Genomic DNA, 16,077 nt, shown 5'->3' with positions numbered 1-16,077 from the left:
TCCGGGTGAGAATCCTCCATCACCTTCCCCTCTCGCCCTATTCGCGCAAGATCCGTCTCGCGCTGGCCGAGAAGCGCATCCCCTTCGAACTGCGCGTGGAGAAGGTGTGGGAACGACGTCCGGAATTCCTGGAACTGAACCCGGCCGGCACCGTACCCGTGCTGGTGGAGGAAAACGGCCTCGTCATCGCCGACAGCTACGCCATCGCCGAATATCTCGACGAAGCCTATCCCGACATTCCCCTCTTCGGCCGGACGCTGGCCGAGCGCGCCGAGGTGCGGCGCCTGCTCTCCTGGTTCGACAACCTCTTCGGGCAGGAGGTCTCGCGCAACCTGATCTGGGAGCGGCACCTGAAGCGCCAGTTGGGCCATGGCCACCCGGACGGCACGGCGATCCGCCAGGGCTATGCCAACCTCAAGCACCACCTGGACGAGATCGGCTTCCTGGCCGAGCGCCGCACCTGGCTCGCCGGCGCGCAGATCAGCATGGCGGATTTCGCCGCCGCCGGGCATCTCTCGGCGCTGGACTACGCCAATGACGTGGATTGGGGCCACAACCAGTCGGCGCGCGACTGGTACGCCCGCGTGAAGTCGCGCCCCTGCTTCCGCGCGCTGCTGGCCGACCGGATCAGCGGCCTTGAGCCGCCGCCGCACTACGCCGACCTTGACTTCTGACACGCCCGCCTGGCCGCGGGCGCTGCGCAACGCGGTGATGCTGGCGCTGCTGGTGCTGGCGGCGCTCCTGCTGGTGGCGAGCGGCGAGGCCGCGACGCTGCCGCAGGTGCTGGCCAGCCTGCCGCTCGCAGTCCTCGCCTCCCTCTGCGCGCATGTCCCGCAGATCCTCTTCACCGCCTGGGCCTGGCTGATCCTGCTGCCGCAGGCCGACCGCCCGACCCTCACGCGCATGCTGAAGCTGCGCTGGTACCGTGAGGGCGCGGATGCGCTGCTGCCGGCCGGCTCCGTCGTCGGTCAGGCGGCCATCACGCGCCTGATGGTGCGGGACGGCATGCCAGGCGACCTCGCGGCCGGGACGGCCACCATCGGCATCTCGCTGGAGGCGATGGGGCAGATGGTCTTCACCATCCTCGGCCTCGCCTTCTTCCTCACGCTCCGCGACGACGCGGAGATCTCGGGCTTCCTCACCGGCATCGCCGTCGCCGCGGGCATGGTGGCCCTGCTGGTGGCGGCGCAGCGCCCCTTTGCCCTCGGCCTGCTGCGCCGCGTGCTGGAGCGCCTCTCGCGCCGCTGGCCGCGCCTGGAGCCGCACTGGCTGGACCGCTTCCAGTCGGCGCTCCTGCGCCTGCACGCCGATCACGGGAAGCTTGCCGTGGCCTTGATGCTGCATGTGGGCTGCTGGGTGATGGGCGCCATCGAGATGATGCTGGTCCTCACCCTGATCGGCCACCCGATCAGCCTCGCCGAGGCCATGGTGATCGAGGCCTTCGCGCAGGTGCTTCGCAATGCCGGCTTCCTGCTGCCCGGCGCCGCCGGCGTGCAGGAGGGGGCGATCATCGCGGGCGGCCTGCTGATGGGCGTGCCCGTCGCGCCCATGGCCACCGCCGCGCTGGTCCGCCGCACGCGCGAGATCCTGGTCGGCAGCACCGCGCTGCTCGCCTGGCGCCGCGACGAGGTGCGCGGCTATCCGTAAGTGAGGGCGTTGTCCGCCCGGCTGCCCGAAGCCCGCACCGGCCCGCCATCCGTCATGGCCAGCGCCACCGCCTCCGCCACGCGGATGCCATCCACGCCGGCCGACATGATGCCCCCCGCATAGCCCGCCCCTTCGCCCGCCGGATAAAGCCCTGGCGTGTTGAGGCTCTGGCAATCCACCCCGCGCGGGATCCGCACGGGGGAGGAGGTGCGCGTCTCCACCCCCGTCATCACCGCATCCGCCAGCGCGAAGCCCGGGATCTCGCGGTCGAAGGCCGGCAGCGCCTCGCGCATCGCCGCCACCACGAAATCCGGCAGGCAGGTGGAGAGGTCCGTCGGCGTCACCCCCGGCCGGTAGGAGGGGATGACCTCGCCCAGCGAGGTCGAAGGCCGCCCCGCCAGGAAATCCCCCACGCGCTGCGCCGGCGCCGCATAGGTGCCGCCGCCGGCCGCGAAGGCCTGCTCCTCCCAATGCCGCTGGAATTCGATGCCGGCGAGCGGCCCGCCGGGGTAATCCACTTCCGGCGTGATGCCCACCACGATCCCCGCATTGGCATTGCGCTCGGCCCGCGAATACTGGCTCATCCCGTTCGTCACGAGCCGCCCCGGCTCGCTCGCCGCCGCGACCACCGTGCCGCCCGGGCACATGCAGAAACTGTAGACGGAGCGCCCATTGGCCGCGTGATGCACCAGCTTGTAATCCGCCGCGCCCAGGAGCCTGTGCCCCGCATGCGGCCCGAAGCGCTGCCGGTCGATCAATGACTGCGGATGCTCGATGCGCACGCCGATGGAAAACGGCTTGGCCTGCATCGCCACCCCGCGCTCCAGCAGCATGCCGAAGCTGTCGCGCGCCGAATGCCCGATGGCCAGCACCACATGCCGCGCGGCGATCCGCACGCCGCCCTCCAGCACCACGCCCTGGACGCGGCGCTGATCATCCAGCTCCAGATCCACCACACGGCAGCCGAAGCGATACTCGCCCCCCAGCCCCTCGATCGTCTCCCGGATGGATTCCACCATCTGCACGAGCCGGAACGTCCCGATATGCGGCTTGCTGACGTAGAGGATCTCCTCCGGCGCGCCGGCCCTCACGAACTCCTCCAGCACCTTGCGGCCGAAGTGGAAGGGGTCCTTGATCTGCGACCAGAGCTTGCCGTCCGAGAAGGTGCCGGCCCCGCCTTCGCCGAACTGCACATTGCTCTCCGGGTGCAGCGTGTTCCGCCGCCACAGGTCCCACGTATCCTTCGTGCGCTGCCGCACCACCTTGCCGCGCTCGAGGATGATCGGCCGGAAGCCCGACTGCGCGAGGATCAGCGCCGCCAAGAGCCCACACGGCCCGGTGCCGATCACCACCGGCCGCTCGGTCATCCCCTGGGGTGCCGTTGCCACGAAGCGATAACCCGTATCCGGCGCCACCCGCAGCGTCGCATCCCGCGCCAGCAGCGCGGCCTCGCCCTCCACCTCCACGTCGATCGTGTAGGCCAGCATGATCCGCTTCGGATTCCGCGCGTCATAGCCGCGCCGGAAGATGGTGAAGCCCTGCACCGCCGCCCCGCCCAGCCGCGCGCGCACCGCGGCCTCCAGGGCCTCGGGCGGATGGTCGAGCGGCAGGCGGATCTCGGTCAGGCGCAGCATGGTACCCCCTCAACCCCGATCGCCCCTGGCGTCAAGCCCGCCATGCGCAAGGCCCCGTATCGCCCCGCGCGCGCCTGGGCTACACAGCCCGTGATGAGCTTCAAAGACACCCACGAAAACCGCGCGGCCAAGGCCGCCGAGGCCAAGCGCAAACTCATGGAGCGCTTCCGCGCCCAGCCCGGCCCCGATGACCCCGCCGTGATCGCCCGCCTGGCCGAGCAGAAGGCCGCCGGCGAAGCCCGCGCCCAGCGCCAGGCCGAGGCCCGCGCCCGCGCCGAGGCCAAGGCCGCCGCCATCGCCGCCGCCAAGGCCGAGGCCGAGGCCGCCAAGCAGCGCGAGGCCGAGGAAGCCACCCGCATCGCCGCCGAGGCCAAGCGCAAGGCCGCCCAGCTCCTCATCGAGCAGAAGGCCGCGCGCGACGCGCGCTACGCCGCCCGCAAGGCGAAAAAGCGTTAATTCGCTTCGGTTGTGAGGAAAGGACCGGTCGCGTGACCGGTCCGTGCGACCAGTGGGGCGCCGCCCCGCTCACGCCGCCTTCGTATTGGCGCGCTCCTTCAGGAAGCGGAAGAACTCCACCCCCTCGCGCAGGCGCCGCACCAGCATCTGCCGGTCCGTGATCATCTCGCCGCAGATGGACGCGATCTTCGGCGCGCGGAAGTAGAACTTCCGGTAGAAGGTCTCGACGCTGTCGAAGATCTCCGTATGCGCCAGGTGCGGATAGGCCAGCGGCGCGATCTGCACGCCATGCGCGTCCACATATTCCGTGTTCGCCGTATCGAGCCAGCCCTCGCGCGCCGCCTGATCCCACAGGAAGGTCCCCGGATAGGGCGCGGCCAGGCTCACCTGGATGGTGTGCGGGTTGGTCTCCACCGCGAAGCGGATCGTCTCCTGGATCGTCTCCGTCGTCTCGCCCGGCAGGCCCAGGATGAACGTGCCGTGGATCTTGATGCCGAGCTCGTGGCAGTCCTTCGTGAACTGCCGCGCCACATCCACCCGCATGCCCTTCTTGATGTTGTGCAGGATCTGCTGGTTGCCGCTCTCATAGCCCACCAGCAGCAGGCGCAGGCCGTTCTCCGCCATCACCTTCAGCGATTCCCGCGGCACATTGGCCTTGGCATTGCAGGACCACGTGACACCGAGCTTGCCCAGCTCCTTCGCGATGGCCTCGGCGCGGGGCAGGTCATCGGTGAAGGTGTCGTCATCGAAGAAGATCTCCCGGTTGCCCGGGAAATTCGCCTGGATGTACTTGATCTCCTCGATCACATGCCCGACCGAGCGCGTGCGATACCGATGCCCGCCCACCGTCTGCGGCCAGAGGCAGAAGGTGCAGCGGCTCTTGCAGCCGCGGCCGGTGTAGAAGCTCACATAGGGGTGCTTCAGATAGCCGATGAAGTACTTCGTGTAGTCGAGGTCGCGCTTGTACACCTCGCTCACGAAGGGCAGGTCATCCATGTTTTCCAGGATGGGGCGCTCGGCATTGTGGACGATCACGCCCTCGGCATTGCGGTAGCTCAGGCCCTTGATGGCGGACATGTCCATGCCCGAGGCCACGTCCTTCACCGTGAAGTCGAACTCGTTGCGGGCGACCCAGTCCACCACCGGCGCATCGCGCAGGCTCTCATTCGCCTGGACGGCGACCTTGGCGCCGATCAGCCCGATCTTGAGGTTCGGATTCTCGGCCTTCAGCCGCTCCGCCACCTTGATGTCCGACGCAAACGAAGGCGTGGAGGTGTGCAGCACCGCGAGGTCATAATCGCGCGCCATGGGGGCGACATCGGCCAGCGTCTGCTTGTGCGGCGGCGCATCCACGAGCTTGGAGCCGGGAATGAGGGCGGCCGGCTGCGCGAGCCAGGTGGGGAACCAGAAGCTCTTGATCTCACGCCGCGCCTGGTAGCGCGAGCCGGCGCCACCGTCGAAACCATCGAAGGAAGGGGCCTGGAGGAAGAGCGTGCGCATCATGGGCAAAGCGGGCCTTCGAGCTTGGGCCACCCCCGGACAAGCCAGGGAGTCGGCGGACGGGAGACGGATGCCGGGTTTGCCGGTTGAAGTCCAGCGGCGGATGCGCGGACGGGGCATGCGGCGGCGTCGCTGCGGGCGCGCGGTGCGTTTTTCGCGGATATGCGGTTTCGGACAAATTCCCCTCTGGCGCCGAAGGGGGGAGGGGCCGGGATTTGCAGGGGGTGGGGGAGGGTGGCGCGCATGCGCTGGATTTTAGGAAAAAATGCCGGAAAAGTCGAGGGAAAGTGACTTGGGGAGCCACGGGCGCGGTGTTGTAACGGGCGACGTTCAACGCAACGAACGCGCTCATATCGGGCATCGATTTCATGAAGCGAAGTTCACGTAGTGTGCTACCATAACTTAAGTGAGGGTCTGACCGGCAGGCCTATCAATTGGGAGCGTTGTGTCCTTTCATGGCTTTTCGACCCATCGTCCGTAATTCGCTCAAGTACCCCTCGCCCGAGGCCCTTTTCAATGACTGCAAAAAGCGGAAATATCCAGGCCTTCTGTCTCATCAGGCTGATGTTTTGCGCGCATATCAGAAAGATGCACTAGATAAGCCGGATGTAGCGTTTCAGCTTCCGACCGGAAGTGGCAAAACATTGGTCGGCGTTCTGCTGGCTGAGTGGCGTCGGCGTACATTCCAGGAGCGCACACTATTCCTTGTTCCCACGCGACAACTTGCGTTTCAGGTCGCCAACGAGGCGAGGGAAAAATATGATATACGTGTTTTTCCTCTCATTGGTAAGAAAAATCAGTTTCCTCCTGATCAGCAATCTGCCTGGGAGGCGAGTGATGCCGTTGTCGTGACAACATATCAGGGATTATTCAATGTCAACCCTGCATTCAGGGATCCTCAGGTTATTATTGTTGATGATGCGCATGCTGCAGAAAATAACTTCGCATCATACTGGTCGCTTTCCGTAAAGAAAATTGACCATCCCAATCTCTGGAAGGGCTTAGTTTCGCTCTTGTCCGGCAATTTACGCAAAATAGATCAAAAAAGAATGCTAGAGTCTTCACGATATATTGACGATGCTGCTTGGATTGAGAAGTTGCCTACTCCAGCTCTACATTCGATTGCCGATGGACTTACGGAACTATTAGATGAGAATCTCCTTGAGAGATCTGATGCATGGTATTCGTGGAATGTGCTCCGCAGCCATATTCTCGCATGTCATCTGTATTTAAGTTCTAATGAAATTCTCTTGCGGCCTCTGGTTGTTCCAAGTTCGTCTCACACACCATTTAATAGTGCTAAACAGCGGATTTATATGTCTGCAACTCTCGGTCAAGGTGGCGACCTTGAGCGGTTAACCGGTCGCAGGGCCATTCATCGCATTCCTGTTCCTGAAACTTGGGCGACCCAAGGGCTTGGGCGTAGGCTGTTCCTTTTCCCGTCAAAGAGTCTGGCCGAGCAGAAGGATATTGAGCTGCTTCCAACGCTCATTAAGGCAGTCCCTCGGTGCACAGTTCTGGCGCCCACCACCGTACGTGCCACCTATCTCGGAGACCTTATCAGAAATTCCTGTAGTCACGAGATATTTACAGCTGAGCAGATTGAAAAAAGCAAGTCTTCATTTGTTGAGACAAATAACGCAACGGCTGTTCTTGCAAATAGATATGATGGAATAGATTTTCCTGGAGATGAGTGTCGCCTCCTTGTTGTTGATGGGATGCCTCGTGCCATCAATTTACAAGAAAAATTCATCATGGCCCGAATGGGGGCGGCAATTCTACTTAATGACCGTATGATGACGCGGGTCGTCCAGGCCTTTGGGCGATGCACTCGGGCAGCAACCGATTTCTCCTGTGTTGTTGTTCTGGGAGATGAGGTTCTCAATCTTCTTCAAAAAAGGGAGAAAAGAGCTCTTCTTCATCCCGAGTTACAGGCAGAGGTTGAGTTTGGTTTGGAGCAGTCGAGCGGAGCCACGGCGGCTGATTATCGTGACTATTTGAAGGCATTTCTTGAGCAAGACACCAGTCCTGAATGGCAGGAGAACGGCGAGCCTGCCATTCAGGGTCTTCGCGAGGACGCTACGCAGAGGCGTGCTGATGGTGATGCCGAACTCGCCGCCGGAGTGGCTGCGGAAGTTGATTTTCAGAATCGTATGTGGAACGCAGACTATGAAGGCGCCGTGGAAGCCGCTCGACGCGTGTTAGCAAACCTCAAGGGGGATCCACTTAGCGGCTATCGCGGCCTGTGGAGCTATTTAGCGGGAAGTGCCGCTTATCTCGCGACGGTTGTAGATGGCCGCCAGTTGGATCAGGTCGCGAAGGATTTCTTTTGGGGCGCCGGTAAGGAAACCCGTGGGATCAGTTGGCTAACTGCACTCGGTCGCTATTCAGACCGTAAGGCCGATGTTGCTGAGGGCGGCCAGGCCGATGCTCAGTTAGTGGAGAGACTAGAGGCCGTTATTGAGGAAGTCGGATCGACCACCGACACAAAGCTGGTTCGGATAGAGAAGGAAATTCGTGAAGGAATCAATGGAACTTCCAGCGAAAAATTTGAAGCTGCTCACGAAAAGTTGGGTAGGCTGTTAGGCTACGACGCTGGGAATAAAGAAACTAGCGGTGCGCCAGATCCTTGGTGGATTGTTGACGAGAATTTATGCTTTATATTCGAAGACCACTCAGAGGGCAAAGGTGGAGCGCTTGACGTCACAAAAGCGCGTCAGGTTGCCAGTCATCCGGCTTGGGCGAGAGCGAATCTTCAGTTAGCGCCAGATGCAATGATTATACCTGTCCTCATTTCTGGAGCCCAGTCGGCTGATACCGACGCTGTTCCGCATCTTGAAGGCGTATCCGTTTGGCCGCTTGACGATTTTCGCGCCTGGTCTGAGCGAGCTTTGGCCGCGTTTCGTCATATACGTAACATTTATCCTGGTAACCCAGGCGATCTGGCATGGAGGGCAGAGGCACGAGCCGCTCTTGCTCGTGAAAATGTCGATCTCGACAGCATCTTAAAGAAAATGAAAGAAAATAGCGCTGCGAAGATCCTTGGCTTCCGACGAAGCTAAAGGAAAGTAACTTCCCTCATCGACTAGCGAAGATTGATTCGATCGGATGAGCCGCAAATCAGCGGCTCATCCCGCCCCAATCAGCCCCCTGATCCGCCGCCCATGATTGATCACCGCCCCCAGTGACCCCAGGTTCCGCCCATCCGCCAGCGCGGAGAGCGCCGCCCCGATCTTCCCCTCGCGCAGCCGGGCGAAGCTGTCCCCCAGCGCCACCGAGAAATGCAGCATGATGCTCGCATCGCGGTAGCAATCCGTGGTGCAGGCCTGGCAGCCGTCGCGCACCGCCATCTCGGGGCGGTAATCCATGACCTTGCTGATCGGCGCGTTCCAATCCTCGCAGCGCCAGAGGTCGTAGTTCCAGTCGAGGTAGAAGTACTTGTACCCCGCATGGCAGATGAAGCGCTCGCCCTGGCCCGTCAGGCGGCGCCGCATGTCGGCGATGCCCTCCTTCGGGTTGAACACCGGGATCACGGCCCGCGCCTTCTCCACCCCGTCAAACGCCGCGATCAGCTCGGCCACCGACATGTCCACCAGCTCGCTATCCTCGGAATAGACGAGCGAGGAGGAACCCAGCGCCGCCTTCCGCGGGTAGGAGAAGGTGACGGCCGCAAACCCCAGCTCGTTCAGGAAGCGCCCGAGCGCGGCGTAATCCCGCACCAGCCGCGTCATCGCGACGGACGCGATGGGCGTGATCCCCATCGCCTTCATCCGGCCGGTGCTTTCCTTGATGCGCTCGCACACGCCCTTCAGGCCGCGGTTCTTCTCATGCGCCTCCGCATCCTCGCTGTCGATCGAGATGAAGATCGTGCTGATCCCCGTCCCCTTCAGCGAGTCCAGCTGCCCGGGCAGCAGCCAGCCATTGGTCACCATGGTGGGCTGCACGCCCATCTCGCTCGCGGTGCGCGCCATCTCGGCGATTCGCTTGTGCAGCAGCGGCTCGCCGCCCATGAAGGTCACAAAGCGGACATTGGCCTTGAGGCGCATATGCGCCAGCGCATCGGCGAATTGGTCGGCGTCCATCATGCGCCGGTCGGTCACGAAGCCCTTGTCATGCGCGAAATTGCAGAAATCGCAGGTCGCGTTGCAGAGATTGGTGACGGAGGCGTTCAGGATCGCCGGCCCCCCCTGGGGAACCAGCTTCAACAGATCCAGGAAACCGGAACGATTCGCCGCCATGATGCATCCTCTGCCGCGCCCCCCGGGGGCCCGTCGATGGATTGCCCCAAACCGCCCCGGATGTCACGCGATGGCGCGGAATCCGGCCTCGGCCGCGTCCAGCACCAGGGCGATATCGGCCTCGGTATGCGCGGCGCAGAGGAACATGTTGTGCCGCGGGTGGAGATAGGCGCCGGCCTTGAGCGCGGCCGCGCAGAACGCCCGCCCCAGGCGGAACTCCTCATCGCCCTCGAAGAGAAACAGCGGCATGGAGACCGGGCCGGATTGCCGGAGGCCCACATTGAACCCCCGCGCCCGCTCGGCCAGCCCCTCCCGCAGCAGGGTCCCCAGCCGCTCCAGATGCCCCACCACATCCCGCCGCTCCAGCTCCGCCAGCGTGGCGACGGCGGCAGCCATGGAGACGGCCGAACACCAGAAGGAGCCGGTGACGAAGACGCTTGCCGCCGCCTCCCGCAGCGAATCCCGCCCGGTGATGGCGGCCAGCGCATGCCCATTGGCGATGGCCTTGCTCCAGGCCGAAAGATCGGGCCGCACCCCCAGCCCCTCCCAGGAGCCGCCGGGATGCAGCCGGAAGCCCGCGCGCACATCATCCACGATCAGCGCCGCGCCCTTCGCATCGCAGATCCGCCGCGCGGCCTGGGCGAAGGCGAGGGAGGGCAGCTCCTGGTCCACCACATTGTCATGCCGGAAGCCGGTGACGATGATGCCGGCGAGGTCACCGCCCGCCGCGTCGGCGGCCGCTTCCAGGCTCGCCACGTCATTATAGTCGAAGCGGCGCTGGTTCGCCCGGTCCTCCGGCCGCGTGCCCACCGGCACCGGCGTGCACCAGGGCGCCGCCCCGTGATAGGAGCCCTTTGCCACCAGGATCGTCCCGCGCCCCGTCGCCGCGCGGGCGATAGTGACGCAGGCGGTGGTGGCATCCGTGCCGTTCTTCATGAACATCGCCCAATCGGCGGCGGGGATGCGCTCCACCAGGCGTTCGGCCAGTTCCACCAGCACCGGGCCGGGCCCGTTCAGGCAATCGCCCAGCTCCGCCTGGCGCCGCGCGTGCGCCTCCACCACCGGGTCGTGATGGCCGAGCACGATGGGCCCCCAGCTGCACATGAGGTCCACATAGCGGTTTCCGTCCACGTCCCAGACATGCCCGCCCTCGCCACGGGCGAAGAATTGCGGATAGCCCTCGGGCAGCCTGGCGGCGTTCAAGTGCCCCCACATGCCGCCGGGGATGACGCGCGCGGCCCGCGCGCGGAGTTGCGCGTCGAGGCTCAAATCCGCGCCTCCCAGAACATCGGATAGGCGGCGCGCGGCAGGTCCCGCACGCGCTCGCGATAGCCGGCGGGGATGGTGAACTGGCCCCAGATCACGCTCGGCACATGCGCCACGGACGCCGTCTGGATTTCCGCCGCGATCCGCCGCCGTTGCGCGCCATCCGTCGCCAGCGCGAATTCGCCGAGCAGCCGCTGCACCTCGCGGTCGCAATCCCAGCCCGGGAAATCGGCGCAGGTGTTGGAGACGTAGAAATTGGTGAGCGGCGAGAACATGTCCGTCCCGTTCGCGTAGACGGCGAAGAGGTGCCATCCGTCGCGCCGCGCGCGGCGGGCCAGCAGCGTGCCCCAGTCCATCACCTGCTCGGTCACGTTGAAGCCGGCCTGTTGCATGGACTGGATCATCACCTGCGCCGCCGTCTGGCTGATGCCGCCCGCGGTGGTGAGGAAGGCGAGCGGCTGGCCGCGATAGCTGCTCGCCGCCAGCATGCGCCGCGCCTCGGCCGGGTCGAAGGCGGCCTGGGCCGCGCCGCCCGCACTCGACAGCGGCGCGTCGCAGAGGAAGAAGGATGGGCAGGGCGGGGCGCGGAACTGCGGCGGGATGCCGATGGCGGTCAGGATGCTCGCCTGGTCCACGCAGCGCCAGAGCACGCGGCGCACGGCGGGGTCATCCATCGGCGCGGCCGCATGGTTGATGCGGAAATTCCCCTGGAACTGATGGATGCCGCCCAGGCCCAGCATCCGCACGCCCCGCGCGCGCTCGAGGCGCCCCAGCAGGTCGAAGGGCAGGTACTGCATGTAATCCACCTCCCCCGCGATCAGCGCGCTGGCGCCGGTCGCCTGGTCGGGCATGACGCGGAGGTTGATGGCGTCCAGATGCACGCGCTTGCCGCCGGCCAGGAAATCCGCGGGCTCGGCGCGGGGCACGTAGTCGGCGAAGCGCTCCAGCACCATCACATTGCCGGGACGCCAGTCGGCGGCGCGGAAGCGGAAGGGCCCGCTGCCGATGATCTCGCGGATGCGTTGTTCCACCGGCACGGCGGCCAGCCGCGCGGGGAGGATGACGGGCAGCGGCGCGTTGGGCTTGCCCAGCACATCCAGCACGAGCGGGAAGGGGCGGGAGAGCGTGAGGCGGAAGCTGCGCGGATCGGTCGCCACCAGCTCGGCCTTGGCGGCCCAGAGCATGCGGCCCAGGCTGTCGCGCGGGGCCCAGCGCTCCAGGCTGGCGACGACATCGGCCGAGGTGACCGGCGCGCCGTCGTGGAACTTCAGCCCTTCCCGCAGCCGGAAATTCCAGGTGAGGCCATCGGCGCTGGTCTCATGCGCCTCCACCATCTGCGGGCGGATCATGCCCTGGCCATCCATGGCGTAGAGCGTGTCGAAGACGTGTGTGGCGAAGGTGCGCGTGATGGCCGCCGTGGTGGCATGCGGGTCGAGGATCACCACCTCGCTCTCCAGCACCAGGTTCAGCGTCCCCGCCGCCCGCGCCGATGGCGCGAGGAAGGGAAGGGCGAGGCCCGCCAGCCCCGCGCGCCGCGTGATGTTCATCGCCACCTCTCCCTGTTCGTTTCCGCCGGAAGGGTATTTGCTTCCCGCGCGGCGCGTCCAGCGCCGTCAGGGGGAAGGCATGGATTACGCTGACATGGCGCGGGCGGCGCTGCCGCAACTGGATGGCACACTGCGCATCGCGGGGCTGGCCGCGCCGGTGGAAGTGCGGCGCGACGGCCTCGGCATCGCGCATATCCGCGCGGGGAATGTGCGGGACGCCTTCTTCGCCCAGGGTTTCTGCCACGCTCAGGATCGCCTCTTCCAGATGGAGCTGAACCGCCGCCGCGCGCTGGGCCGCAGCGCCGAATGGCTCGGGGCAGGGGCCTTCGCGGCCGATGCCCTGGCCCGCCAGCTCGACGTGGCGGGCGTCAGCCAGCGCGACGCCGCCGCCCTGGGCGAAGACGCCCGCGCGATGATCGAGGCCTATGCCGCCGGCGTGAACGCCTTCATCGCGAGCGAGGCACCGCCGGCGATCGAATACCAGCTCCTCGACGCCACGCCCGAGCCCTGGGAGGGTTGGCACACCATCGCGGTCATGCGCCGCCTGGGCCTGCTCATGGGCTCGGTCTGGTTCAAGCTCTGGCGCGCGGCGGCGCTCCCGGTGGCGGGCGAGGCCGTCACCAGCCTGCGCTACGATGATGGCGGCGCGGACCTGCTGCTCCTGCCGCATGGCGCGGAGACGCAGCGCTGGCGCGCGGCGCTGACCGACCTCGCCCCCGCCGTCGCCGCCCTGATGGAGGCCGCGGCCCCCGACGCGACGGGCGGCGGCAGCAACAACTGGGCGGTCTCCGCCGCGCGCAGCACCACCGGCCGCCCCGTGCTCGCGGGCGACCCGCACCGTGTCTTCGAACTGCCGAACATGTACGCGCAGGGCCATCTCGCCTGCCCCGAATTCGACGTGATCGGCCTCACCGTCCCCGGTGTTCCCGGCTTCCCGCATTTCGCGCAGAACGGGAAGGTCGCCTGGTGCGTGACCCACGGCTTCGCCGACATCCATGACGTCTATGTCGAGCGCTTCGACGCGGGCGCCCGGCACGCCCTCTTCCAGGACGCATGGGAGCCCGTCCGCCGCCGCCGCGAGACCATCGCCATCCGCGGCCAAGCCCCGCGCGCGATCGAGGTGCTGGAAACCCGCCACGGCCCCGTCATCGCCGGGGACCCGCTGAAGGGCCATGCCCTCACGCTGAAATCCGTCCAATTCGCCGAGACCGACCTCTCCTTCGACTGCCTCCCCCGCATGCTCCGCGCCGAGAGCGTGCCGGCTCTGTTTGAATCCACGCGCGGCTGGGGCCTGATTGATCACAACCTCGTCGCCGCCGACACGCATCACGGCATCGGCTGGCTGCTGCGCGCGCGCATCCCCCGGCGCGGGCCCGAGAATGGCTGGCTGCCCGTGCCCGGCTGGAGCGGCGATCACGAGTGGCAGGGCTGGATCGCGCATGAGGACATGCCCGCGCTGCACGACCCCGAGGGCGGCCTCATCGTCACCGCCAACAACCGCATCGTGGCCGAGGAGCACCCCGACTACCTGCTGACCGATTGCCACCCGCCCTACCGCGCTCGCCGCGTCCTGACCCTGCTGCAGCAGGCGTCGCTGCGCAGCCCCGAGGGGGCCGCGACGATCCACGCCGATGTGCAGTCCCAGCCCGCCCGTGACCTCATCGCGCGCCTCGCCACCCTCCGCTGCGAGGGCGCGGCCGAAGCCCTGCGCGCCGAACTCACGGCGTGGGATGCACGGATGGACGCAGGCTCCGTCGCCGCCGCGCGCTACATCGCCTTCCGCCTGGCTCTGACCCGCCGCTTCGCGCAGGCCAGCGGCCTTGGCGCGCTGGCCGGCCATCCCTGGCTGGCCCCTGCACCCGGCGTCGCCCCGCTCACCCAGCTCTGGTGGGCGCTGCCCGCCCTGCTGCGCGCGGATGACGCCAGCCTGCTCAACGGCGCCGACTGGAACAGCCTGCTGCGCGAGGCGCTCACCGAAACCGCCGCCGACCTCCCCACCCAGCCCTGGGGCGAGGCGCATCGCCCGCGCTTCACCCACCCGCTCTCCGCGCTCTTCCCCGAGGCCGCGCCGGTGCTCGACCCGCCCTCCCAACCCATCGGCGGCGATGGCGACACGGTCTTCGCCAATGGCCTGATCGCCCCCTTGGGCCCGCGCGCGCAATACGGCGCCCTCTCGCGCTACGCCTTCGACGTGGGCGCCTGGGAGAACAGCCGCTGGTCCGTCTTCCTCGGCGCCTCCGGCCATCCCGGCAGCCCGCACTACGCCGACCAGCACACAAGATGGGCCAATGCCCAAATGACGCCCATGCGCTACGCCTGGGAGGGCATCGAAGCCACGCAAACGCAGCTTCTCCAGCCCGCCTGATTCCGGATAGCGTGACGTATGACCTATTCGCTGACCGCGCGCTGCGCCGTGACGGGGGCCTTCGGCACCATCGTCACCTCCTCCTCCATCGCCACCGCGGCGCGCTGCGCCTGGGCGGGCCCGCTCGGTGCCGTCGCCACGCAGAACCTCTCCGACCCCGCGCTCGGCCCGCAGGGTCTGACGTTGCTGCGCCAGGGCCTCGGCGCCCAGGCGGTGCTGGAGAATCTGCTCAAATCCACCCGCGGCGTGGAGCATCGCCAGGTCGCGGTGGTGGACCGCATGGGCGGCATTGCCTGGTTCTCCGGCGCCAAGGCCATGCCCGAGCACGCCGTCGCCGTGGGGCGCGACTGCGTCTCCATGGGCAACCTGCTGGACAACACCGGCGTGCCGCAAGCCATGGTGGATGCCTTCACCGCGAGCGAGGGCGCACCGCTGGCCGAGCGCCTGATGCAGGCCCTCGAAGCCGGCCTCGAAGCCGGCGGCGAATTCGATGATGAGCGCGGCGGCGGCATGCTGGTGGCCGACCGCTACGACTGGCCCGTCGTGGACCTCCGCGTGGATTGGCACGAGGAGCCGGTGGCCGAGCTTCGCCGCCTCTGGACGCGCTACGCCCCGCAGCAGGCCGCCTACGTCGCGCGCGCCCTGGATGCGGATTCCGCGCCGGGCTTTTAGGGCCTGATCGCCTTTGGTGGCATCACCAAAGGCGTGAGTCGGTCTCTCAGCGAAGCTTAGCGGCTGTTGCGCTGCCGCCAGGCGTCAATCGCCGCGATCATCTCATCCGCCGTCGTGATGTCGGCATAGCGGCGGCCGACATCCTTCAAATTCTGGTCATGCGCGGCCTGGTCATGATCCCCCACGCAATCCTCCGGCACCTGCACGCGGAAGCCGAGGGAGAAGGCATCGATCACGCTGGCCCGCACACAGCCCGAGGTGATGCAGCCCGTGACGATCACCGTATCCACCCGCTCCCGCGTCAGGATCGCGCCCGCCGCCGTGCCGAAGAAGATGGAAGGGGCCGTCTTGGTCAGCACCACATCCGGCTCCTCCGCCGCGATGCGCGGATCGAGCGCGGTGGCGGGCGTGCCGGCCAGCAGGTCATGAACCGGCGCCACCTTCCAGCGTGGCGCCCCCTTGGGGCCATCGAAGGCGACGACGCATGCGATGACCGGCACCCCCGCCGCCTTGGCCGCGCGCATCAGCCGCGCGGTGTTGCCCACGGCGCGGTCCACCATCGGCGCGCCGCCCATGGGGAAGGCGGGGTCGGTGAAGCCCGTCTGGAAATCCACGACGACCAGGCCCGGCTTCTCGCCGAAGCCGATGGGCAGCGCGCCATAGCCGCGTTCCTCGAAGACATCACTGGTCATCGCCAAGCCCTCCGCATGGAAGGCGCAGCCTCGCACAATGCGCGTGAAAATCCAGGGGCG

At 66.6% G+C, this 16,077-nt stretch carries 12 protein-coding genes; 6 read left to right on the top strand and 6 right to left on the bottom strand.

The genetic code is table 11. The features are described from left to right. Positions 1 to 5 precede the first annotated feature (5 nt). Positions 6 to 674 (top strand): glutathione S-transferase family protein, encoded by a 669-nt coding sequence (locus ACQ860_RS04240; protein WP_431302163.1) that lies wholly within the window; start codon positions 6 to 8, stop codon positions 672 to 674. Continuing rightward, positions 664 to 1,647: a lysylphosphatidylglycerol synthase domain-containing protein gene (locus ACQ860_RS04235; RefSeq protein WP_431302162.1), complete on the top strand. Its 984-nt coding sequence runs from the start codon at positions 664 to 666 to the stop codon at positions 1,645 to 1,647. The genes ACQ860_RS04240 and ACQ860_RS04235 overlap by 11 nt, the downstream gene beginning before the upstream one ends. Here ACQ860_RS04235 and ACQ860_RS04230 read toward each other — a convergent pair. After that, entirely contained in the window at positions 1,638 to 3,281 is a 1,644-nt protein-coding gene (locus tag ACQ860_RS04230) for an NAD(P)/FAD-dependent oxidoreductase (RefSeq protein WP_431302161.1), read from the bottom strand. The genes ACQ860_RS04235 and ACQ860_RS04230 overlap by 10 nt on opposite strands. A gap of 93 nt (positions 3,282 to 3,374) precedes the next feature. On the opposite strand from ACQ860_RS04230, the gene ACQ860_RS04225 reads away from it, so the two are divergent. Then, positions 3,375 to 3,737, top strand: a complete 363-nt coding sequence (locus ACQ860_RS04225) for a DUF6481 family protein (RefSeq protein WP_431302160.1) — start codon at positions 3,375 to 3,377, stop codon at positions 3,735 to 3,737. Between the two features lie 69 nt (positions 3,738 to 3,806). Here ACQ860_RS04225 and hpnJ read toward each other — a convergent pair whose 3' ends face one another. Next, positions 3,807 to 5,240 (bottom strand): hopanoid biosynthesis associated radical SAM protein HpnJ, encoded by a 1,434-nt coding sequence (hpnJ, locus tag ACQ860_RS04220; protein ID WP_431302159.1) that lies wholly within the window; start codon positions 5,238 to 5,240, stop codon positions 3,807 to 3,809. 452 nt (positions 5,241 to 5,692) lie between these two features. Here hpnJ and ACQ860_RS04215 point away from each other — a divergent pair, with 452 nt between their 5' ends. Continuing rightward, complete coding sequence (locus ACQ860_RS04215; protein ID WP_431302158.1) at positions 5,693 to 8,299, top strand: DEAD/DEAH box helicase; 2,607 nt, start codon at positions 5,693 to 5,695, stop codon at positions 8,297 to 8,299. Positions 8,300 to 8,365: 66 nt separating this feature from the next. Here ACQ860_RS04215 and ACQ860_RS04210 read toward each other — a convergent pair whose 3' ends face one another. The 3 genes from ACQ860_RS04210 to ACQ860_RS04200 form a co-directional block, all read right to left on the bottom strand. Then, on the bottom strand, positions 8,366 to 9,442 hold the full coding sequence (locus ACQ860_RS04210) for a radical SAM protein (protein WP_431302157.1): 1,077 nt from the start codon (positions 9,440 to 9,442) through the stop codon (positions 8,366 to 8,368). A 96-nt stretch (positions 9,443 to 9,538) separates the two neighbouring features. Continuing rightward, complete coding sequence (locus tag ACQ860_RS04205) at positions 9,539 to 10,744, bottom strand: aminotransferase class III-fold pyridoxal phosphate-dependent enzyme (protein ID WP_431302156.1); 1,206 nt, start codon at positions 10,742 to 10,744, stop codon at positions 9,539 to 9,541. Next, on the bottom strand, positions 10,741 to 12,288 hold the full coding sequence (locus ACQ860_RS04200; protein WP_431302155.1) for an ABC transporter substrate-binding protein: 1,548 nt from the start codon (positions 12,286 to 12,288) through the stop codon (positions 10,741 to 10,743). Before ACQ860_RS04200 ends, ACQ860_RS04205 begins: the two co-directional genes overlap by 4 nt. A gap of 79 nt (positions 12,289 to 12,367) precedes the next feature. On the opposite strand from ACQ860_RS04200, the gene ACQ860_RS04195 reads away from it, so the two are divergent. After that, positions 12,368 to 14,653, top strand: coding sequence for a penicillin acylase family protein (locus tag ACQ860_RS04195; protein WP_431302154.1), 2,286 nt, complete (start codon positions 12,368 to 12,370; stop codon positions 14,651 to 14,653). Positions 14,654 to 14,671: 18 nt separating this feature from the next. Continuing rightward, on the top strand, positions 14,672 to 15,325 hold the full coding sequence (locus ACQ860_RS04190) for a DUF1028 domain-containing protein (RefSeq protein WP_431302153.1): 654 nt from the start codon (positions 14,672 to 14,674) through the stop codon (positions 15,323 to 15,325). 56 nt (positions 15,326 to 15,381) lie between these two features. On the opposite strand, the gene ACQ860_RS04185 is transcribed toward ACQ860_RS04190, so the two are convergent. After that, the gene (locus ACQ860_RS04185; protein ID WP_431302152.1) at positions 15,382 to 16,017 is read right to left on the bottom strand and encodes an isochorismatase family protein; all 636 of its coding nucleotides are present in this window, start codon (positions 16,015 to 16,017) and stop codon (positions 15,382 to 15,384) included. Between the last annotated feature and the right edge of the window lie 60 nt (positions 16,018 to 16,077).

This window comes from Sediminicoccus sp. BL-A-41-H5 (assembly GCF_050632405.1).
GTDB lineage: Bacteria > Pseudomonadota > Alphaproteobacteria > Acetobacterales > Acetobacteraceae > Roseococcus.
Note: the sequence above shows the minus strand (reverse complement) of the source record. Positions and strands in the feature narration are given on the sequence as shown.

Excerpts from the sequence above, each read along its gene's own strand:
- ACQ860_RS04230 (WP_431302161.1), bottom strand. The coding sequence starts at position 3,281 with ATGCTGCGCCTGACCGAGATCCGCCTGCCGCTCGACCATCCGCCCGAG.
- ACQ860_RS04225 (WP_431302160.1), top strand. The coding sequence starts at position 3,375 with ATGAGCTTCAAAGACACCCACGAAAACCGCGCGGCCAAGGCCGCCGAG.
- hpnJ (WP_431302159.1), bottom strand. The coding sequence starts at position 5,240 with ATGATGCGCACGCTCTTCCTCCAGGCCCCTTCCTTCGATGGTTTCGAC.
- ACQ860_RS04215 (WP_431302158.1), top strand. The coding sequence starts at position 5,693 with ATGGCTTTTCGACCCATCGTCCGTAATTCGCTCAAGTACCCCTCGCCC.
- ACQ860_RS04200 (WP_431302155.1), bottom strand. The coding sequence starts at position 12,288 with ATGAACATCACGCGGCGCGCGGGGCTGGCGGGCCTCGCCCTTCCCTTC.
- ACQ860_RS04195 (WP_431302154.1), top strand. The coding sequence starts at position 12,368 with ATGGATTACGCTGACATGGCGCGGGCGGCGCTGCCGCAACTGGATGGC.
- ACQ860_RS04190 (WP_431302153.1), top strand. The coding sequence starts at position 14,672 with ATGACCTATTCGCTGACCGCGCGCTGCGCCGTGACGGGGGCCTTCGGC.
- ACQ860_RS04185 (WP_431302152.1), bottom strand. The coding sequence starts at position 16,017 with ATGACCAGTGATGTCTTCGAGGAACGCGGCTATGGCGCGCTGCCCATC.